The organism is Wolbachia endosymbiont of Drosophila bicornuta (genome assembly GCF_028982105.1).
In the GTDB taxonomy this organism is placed as follows: Bacteria; Pseudomonadota; Alphaproteobacteria; order Rickettsiales; family Anaplasmataceae; genus Wolbachia; species Wolbachia pipientis.
In genome coordinates this window covers 1-6,595 of the sequence record NZ_JAPQLF010000079.1, presented here as the reverse complement: position 1 = coordinate 6,595, position 6,595 = coordinate 1, and the positions used below count along the sequence as shown (strand labels likewise).

Annotated in this window: 7 protein-coding genes; 1 reads left to right on the top strand and 6 read right to left on the bottom strand. The window is 36.1% G+C overall.

Going from position 1 to position 6,595, the window contains the following annotated elements; genetic code table 11:
* Positions 1-78: 78 nt before the first annotated feature.
* The 6 genes from ltrA to OZD68_RS02130 form a co-directional block, all read right to left on the bottom strand.
* Complete coding sequence (gene ltrA, locus OZD68_RS02150; RefSeq protein ID WP_182309282.1) at positions 79-1,329, bottom strand: group II intron reverse transcriptase/maturase; 1,251 nt, start codon at positions 1,327-1,329, stop codon at positions 79-81.
* A 43-nt stretch (positions 1,330-1,372) separates the two neighbouring features.
* Entirely contained in the window at positions 1,373-1,495 is a 123-nt protein-coding gene (locus OZD68_RS02145) for a hypothetical protein (RefSeq protein ID WP_275008770.1), read from the bottom strand.
* Between the two features lie 368 nt (positions 1,496-1,863).
* A complete protein-coding gene (locus OZD68_RS06575; protein WP_182309419.1) occupies positions 1,864-1,998 on the bottom strand; it encodes an ankyrin repeat domain-containing protein in 135 nt (44 codons plus the stop codon).
* Complete coding sequence (locus tag OZD68_RS02140; RefSeq protein WP_182309372.1) at positions 1,999-3,279, bottom strand: ankyrin repeat domain-containing protein; 1,281 nt, start codon at positions 3,277-3,279, stop codon at positions 1,999-2,001. It abuts the gene before it with no gap.
* Positions 3,280-3,412: 133 nt separating this feature from the next.
* A complete protein-coding gene (locus tag OZD68_RS02135; protein ID WP_182309420.1) occupies positions 3,413-4,576 on the bottom strand; it encodes a multidrug effflux MFS transporter in 1,164 nt (387 codons plus the stop codon).
* Between the two features lie 183 nt (positions 4,577-4,759).
* On the bottom strand, positions 4,760-5,575 hold the full coding sequence (locus tag OZD68_RS02130) for a hypothetical protein (protein ID WP_182309373.1): 816 nt from the start codon (positions 5,573-5,575) through the stop codon (positions 4,760-4,762).
* 206 nt (positions 5,576-5,781) lie between these two features.
* Between OZD68_RS02130 and OZD68_RS02125 the strand changes: the two genes are divergently transcribed.
* Positions 5,782-6,595 (top strand): IS4 family transposase (locus OZD68_RS02125; RefSeq protein ID WP_275008717.1); only part of this gene is annotated, 814 nt, incomplete at its 3' end.

Here is a 6,595-nt window from a genome sequence, read left to right as displayed (position 1 = left end):
AGGAGAGTAGACCGGCGGAACTTCCCCACCAGTCCCTCACAAGACTGTACGTAAACCTCTCGATTTATACAGCTTCCATTATTCAGTCTTCTGACCTAACCCTAACGTCCAGTGGTAGAAAGTATCTGGATTTTCCTTTCTTACTCTTCCTAGAAGTTGGCTTGCTAGTTTTCCTCGAGTTCGAAGCTTCCTATACTTTCTTTTGACCCACTTTTCCAGTTGCCGCTCTATGTTCTTCAGAGGTTTGTATATTTCTTGCCTGTAAAACCTGCCATAGTACTGAAACCAGCCTCTGACTATTGGATTTACTTTCCTCGATATTTCCTCTAAAGTTGTTGATGTTTGTCTGCGTATTTTCCATGACCTTATGACTTGACAGATCTTTTTCTTGGCCTTGTTACTAATCGCAGGTAGAAACGAGACAAAATAGGTTCCTACTTTGTTGTTCTTCGCTAACCTAGGTCTAAATGTATAGCCCAGGAAGTCAAAACTTTGTATTGGAAACCCACCTCTCCTGTTATCATCCTTACAGTACACTATTTGCGTCTTCTCAGGATGTAATTTTAGCTTACATTGTGCCAATCTTTCTTTGATTGCTGCTCGCATAAAGTCCGCCTGTTCCTTAGTTTTGCAGTGCACTATCACATCGTCCACATATCTTTCAAATGGTACTGTTGTGTAGTTTCGTTTCATCCACATATCAAATGCATGATGCATAAATATATTTGAAATGATCGGGCTAACTGAACCCCCTTGCGGAACTCCCTTATCCCTTACTACCTTGTTGCCATCTGCTTGCTGAATTGGAGCTTTCATCCATCTTTCAACATACAGTATGACCCATTTGCAGTCTGTGTGCTTTTTGATAGCTTGCAATGCCAAGCCGTGGTCCAAATTGTCGAAAAATCCAGATATATCAAGATCTATCGTCCAATCGTACCTCCAGCATCTTTTACGAGCTGTATCTACCGCATCCAGTGCAGACTTATTTGGTCTATAACCATATGAATCCTCATGAAATTTTGGTTCTACCAGCGGCTCTAGATACATAGCAGCAGCCGTTTGCCCTATCCTGTCAAATACTGAAGGAACACATAAAATTCTTTGCCCTCCTGTATCTTTTGGTATCGCAACAGCTTTTACCGGCTCTGGAAAATAACTTCCCGATGACATCCGATTCCATAGTTTGTACAGATTGTCTTTTAGATTTTCTTCAAACTTTGTTATCGAAACCTCATCCACACCAGCAGCACCTTTATTTTTCGATACTTGTTTATAAGCTCTCCAAATAAGTTGCTTCGGTATATCAGAAGACTTTGTTTTATTCATTTACTCCTCCCTTTCGTTTGACAAATAATTAAAACTGAATAACTCAGCCCCTTCGCTCCATTTCCATTACAGAAACTTCTTTACTACTACGAGCTGATCCGCCCCTGTTTTCCGCATCAGTACTCTCATCCTTGGAGATCAGCTCCTTGGATTTCTTCCTTATCATCGAAACGACAGGTTCCCGTAGTTCTTCACAATAGCCTGAAATAGATTCATGCCACCTTTATGCCGGACGCCAGCTATCCAGTAAACAAGCTCCCGATAGCCTTATCCCAGGTTACAAACGACCCCCTGGTTTTGACGTCATACAACTGGTTTCGACACTTCATCAGTGGTTCACTTACGTTCATCTCTCTATTTCATACATGACGCATAATTGCGCCTTTTCCATAACGCTCACTACCTTGGCTCTTTACCAAAGCAGCTTATGGTTGTTTGAAGCCTGCTCTTGTAAACCGGTTCCGAGGGACCTACCCTCATCTACTGTGCAGCTTTTGCACTTAGTTTGCTCTTACTTGAACATTCTTTGTGTCTCTACGGCACACCATCTGCTCCTGCTTTTATTAGGGCGTCTACTATTTCTTTATGGCCACTTGCAGCAGCTTCATGTAAAGGAGTTTTTCCATTGCTGTCTATTGAATTAACGTTTACTTTTTTACTTAATAGAATTTAAACTTCCTTATAATTATCACTTTTAACGGCTGAATACAAAGCTTCGATATCCTTTTGCGTTTCTTCTAGAATTTTTACTATATGTTGCCTGCCTTGTTGAGAGGCAAGCTTTAAAGGAATGCTGTCAGTATTATCTAGTGGAGTAACACAAATTCCTTTTGCTTCTAATAGAGCTGTTACTATTTTCTTATCGTAACTTTTAGCAGCTTCATGTAAAGCAGTCCTTCCATTTTCATTTGCTATATTAACATTGATCCCTTTTGCTTCTAATAGAGCTTCTATTATACCTGTATCGAGTGGTTGCGTTTTGTTTGCTTTTTCAACAGCAACATGTAAAAGAGCGCGTCCATTTTCAGACTGTGCATTAACATCTGCTTTGTTATCAATTAAAAGCGAGACCATATCTTTGTCTCCTTTGACAATAGCATGCCGTAAAGGAGTAAATCTGTTTCCATCTAAAGCATTAACATCTGCTCCTTCACTTATTAGACGCTTTAATCCATCAATATCACCTCTTTTAACAGCCTCAAATAAAGCAGCATTTTGTGGAACTTGGCTTTCTTCTTCATCATTTTGCAATACTGGACTAGCATCATCAGATTCTTCTGCGGGTTGCAATAGAGTTTTTATTCCGTCATCACCCGCTAAATTTAAGGGAGTATTTTCCCCTTCATCTTTTGCATTAACATTTGCCCCTTTTTCCAATAGATCTTTTACTATCTCTGCACGGCCATTTTCAGCAGCCCGATGTAAAGGAGTCTTTCCATTTTGATCTGTTATATTAACACTTGCCCATTTGTCCAATAGGGCTTCTACTACCTCTTTATGGCCATGTGCAGCAGCAAAATGTAAAGGAGTACCTTCATATTTATCTTGTGCATTAACATCGATCCCATTTACTTTCAGTAGGGCTTCTACTACTTCTTGATGGCCCTCTTCAGCAGCCCTATGTAAAGGAGTGCTGTTATGTTCATCTATTGCATTAACATTTGCCATATTATTTAGTAAAACTTCTACTACCTCTTTACGGCCCTCTTCAGCAGCTCGATGTAGAGGAGTCATATTTGCAAATCCTACTGCATTAACATTTGCCCCATTATCCAATAGATCTTTTACTATCTCTGCATAGCCATTTCCAGCAGCATAATGTAAAAGAGTGTTGTTATGTACATCTACTGCATTAACATCTGCTCCTTCACTTATTAGACGGTTTACTGCATCAATATCACCTCTTTCAACAGCCTTAAAAAAATTATCTCTACTTTGTGAACTACTCATCCTACACCTCTTTGTAAAACTATATTGTTATAATAAAGCCGTTAATAATCTATGAGCTCTCACCCCCTGTAAAATTATATTATCATGATAAAGTCATTAATAACCCATGAGCTCTGGATCACGCAAATAATGGTTATTCCCTGTGTTTTTCAGTACATTTGAGCTGGCTGTACATAAGAATTGCAATTGTAGAGCATGCTATTGTTAATAGTAAATTTGGTAAAATACCATAGCGAAAAAATTTTCCTACTATATATATTCCAATAGCCCCAAACATCATATTGCAGAATGAGAGAACTGCACTACCAAGCCCTATACCTTTGATCGTTTCTAAAGCAGAAGTTACGTTATTGCTTATTATTAATGCAAGTCCGATATTGGCTGGAATCCAGGCGACTTGAAGAATTAATATATTCAACTTGTCCGCGAAATAAAAATATACCAATAAACTATCGGATATTATCGGTAACACCAAACCTATTATTAGCATTTTGCTAACCCCTACTTTTGGTACATACCTTCTATTAATTAAAGTTCCAATTATGTAGAATATGACTATGATCGATATGAGGTAGCCAAAATACTGTACTTCAATGCCCATCGATTCAAATATGAACGGGTAGTTAGCAATGTATGCCCAAAGCCACATGAAAGTTAATCCATGAATGGCTGAAAACCCAAGGAAACGATAATTTCTAAATATTGATATATATTGCTTGAAGATATTAGTAGTTATGTTAGTTATACTGGTTTTATTTTTATTTACAGTGAGTGTTTCTTGTAACTTAAAGTAGATAAAAATAAGTATAGCAATTGCTGCAAGTGATATAATAAAAAACAAAAATTTCCAATGATACCCATGTGAAATTATATAACTGCCCACCACTGGAGCTATTCCAGGTGAGAGTGCCACAACCATATTTAATTTTGAAATGACTCTCGAGTATTCACTACACGAGTACATATCCCTTATTGCTGCATACCCAACAACACCTGCAACACCAGCCCCTGTTCCTTGTATGAAGCGAATTAGTATCAAGAGCGCAATGCTGTCGGCTATATAACACATGACACTTGCCAAAGTAAAAATTGTCATACCAATCAGCATCATTGGACGCCTACCATAATGGTCCGATAATGGACCATAAATTAATCCAGACACCGCAAATCCAACTAGATTCAAGCTAATTGTAAGCTTCACTACACTGCCTTCTACTTTAAAATAATTGGCAATGCTTGGTAGTGCAACTGAGTATAGGTCAGTTGCCATATCGACAATTGCTACAGACAATATCATAATAAGAGAGATGATATTTTGCGAAAGAGCTGTTTTCACTTAATGATTTGTTGGTAAATATACTTAATTATAATGTATTTTTTTCATTAGTATAAGTACAATGTTACATAGTAAACGATGTCATTCGAGTAGCGGACACTGAAATCTTAAGCTAAAATCATGAAAAGCACGAATTTCAATATCTTACCTTTGATTATTCACTTTAAGCTTTAAGTCTTCAACAGAAGATGCATTTGCCTCACTTACTACCTTTAGTGGTTCACCAAGGCTATGTTCCACTTTTGTCTCAAATTTAAAGCCCAATTTTTCGCAAAGCTTCTGAAAATATTCAACAATAACATCAAACAAATTCTTACCACTTACTTTGTAGTTTTTTAGCTCTTTAGAAATGGTAAGAAGTACTTTACCATCTTCATATGTTACATTTTTATCTTCACATTTCAGTTTAAACTCCGCTGAACTGCAAAAACCTGGTGTTTCGATATATGTATAATCATCATAGTTAAGCATTTTTGTATATTTCATGCTAAAACTAAGCTTTATACAATTGGGTTCACGACAATCCATAATATACTCTCTTGTCATACAGTTGCCTTGCGTTGACAAATGAAAAGATCCAAGAGCTTGATTCACATCATTAGGAAGAAAATGACTATATCCGCCCTGATAATAGTTATTTATTAACTCCTCAATAATAGAGTTATTGGGAATTGTTGCACCAACGTGTTTAAAAATTTCTGTAAAAATTTGTCTGAGAAATGGACGATAATTCCCTTTTCCGTTTTCATCCAGTAGAATTAGATTTTTATGGTTTGAATACAGATTGTTAATAAATTCGTTAGTTATTTTTTGTCCGTTAATAGCAAGGCCGTGTGTTCTATTAAGATCCTCATATGTTCCCTCACCAGAAATTACTTCGTCCCAAGTGTTAGCTTTGAAATCAGCATATTTGAGCTTCTTCACTTCAGATTTCAACGCATTGACCATTTCCTTTGACATGTTATATCTCTACCATTAATACCTGTATATTAATTCTAGCACTTACTTTATTAAATTTCAATTACTAAATGAATTTATCACTTTCACTTCCGTATTTTCCAGCGAGTCACCGTAAGCATAAGCGTCAAGTTAAGGAAATAAAGGTATGAAAGAGATAGAATAATAAGGTATAAGTTCTCCAAGATATACTTTTAGTGAGAGAACCAATGAATAAAATAACTTGCTTATCAAAAAAGCTCAAAGAATTTTTTAATGAAAAAGCAGAGGAAATCTCAATTACAACAAGGTTTATAAAAAGAAAGAGAAAGCTAAAAGGTTCATCATGCGTAAAAGCCATGGTCTTGGGTAATATAGGAGTTGATAATTGTAGCGTAGAAACAATGTGTCAATTACTAAACGAGGACTCGATAGATATAACAAAACAAGGTTTGGATTTTAGATTTACTGAAGAAGCAGTGGAATTTATGAAAAGGATGTATAATGAATCTGTGATTCTCTTTAAAAATATCTTGCAAGTTGATTGCAAAATCTTACAGCAATTTAATAGTGTTAAATTATTGGACAGTAGCTATGTTACTCTACCTAACAGTATGGAAGAGATGTATAAAGGTTATGGTACTAGCTACAGTGGCTATGAAAGCAATACTAAGTCTGGAATAAAGTTACAATTAGTTTTCGACTACATGAATCAGATAATAGACCAACTTAATTTAACGGAGTGGGTAAGATCAGACCAGGGATATAGGAAACATTTAAGTAATATATTAAGCAATGATTTGCTAATATCTGATCTCGGTTATTTTGTGCCAAGTTCTTTTAAACAAATCAATGAAATAGGAGCTTATTTCATAAGTCGTTATAAATCCGATACCAACATATATGATGTAGAAACAAATCAAAAAATGGAGTTATTAGAATGTTTAGAGGATAAGTTATTTTTAGAAAACGAGGTATTGTTAGGAAAAGAAGCAAAAATTAGAGTAAGAATTATATGTCAGAAACTAACTGAAGAACAGTATA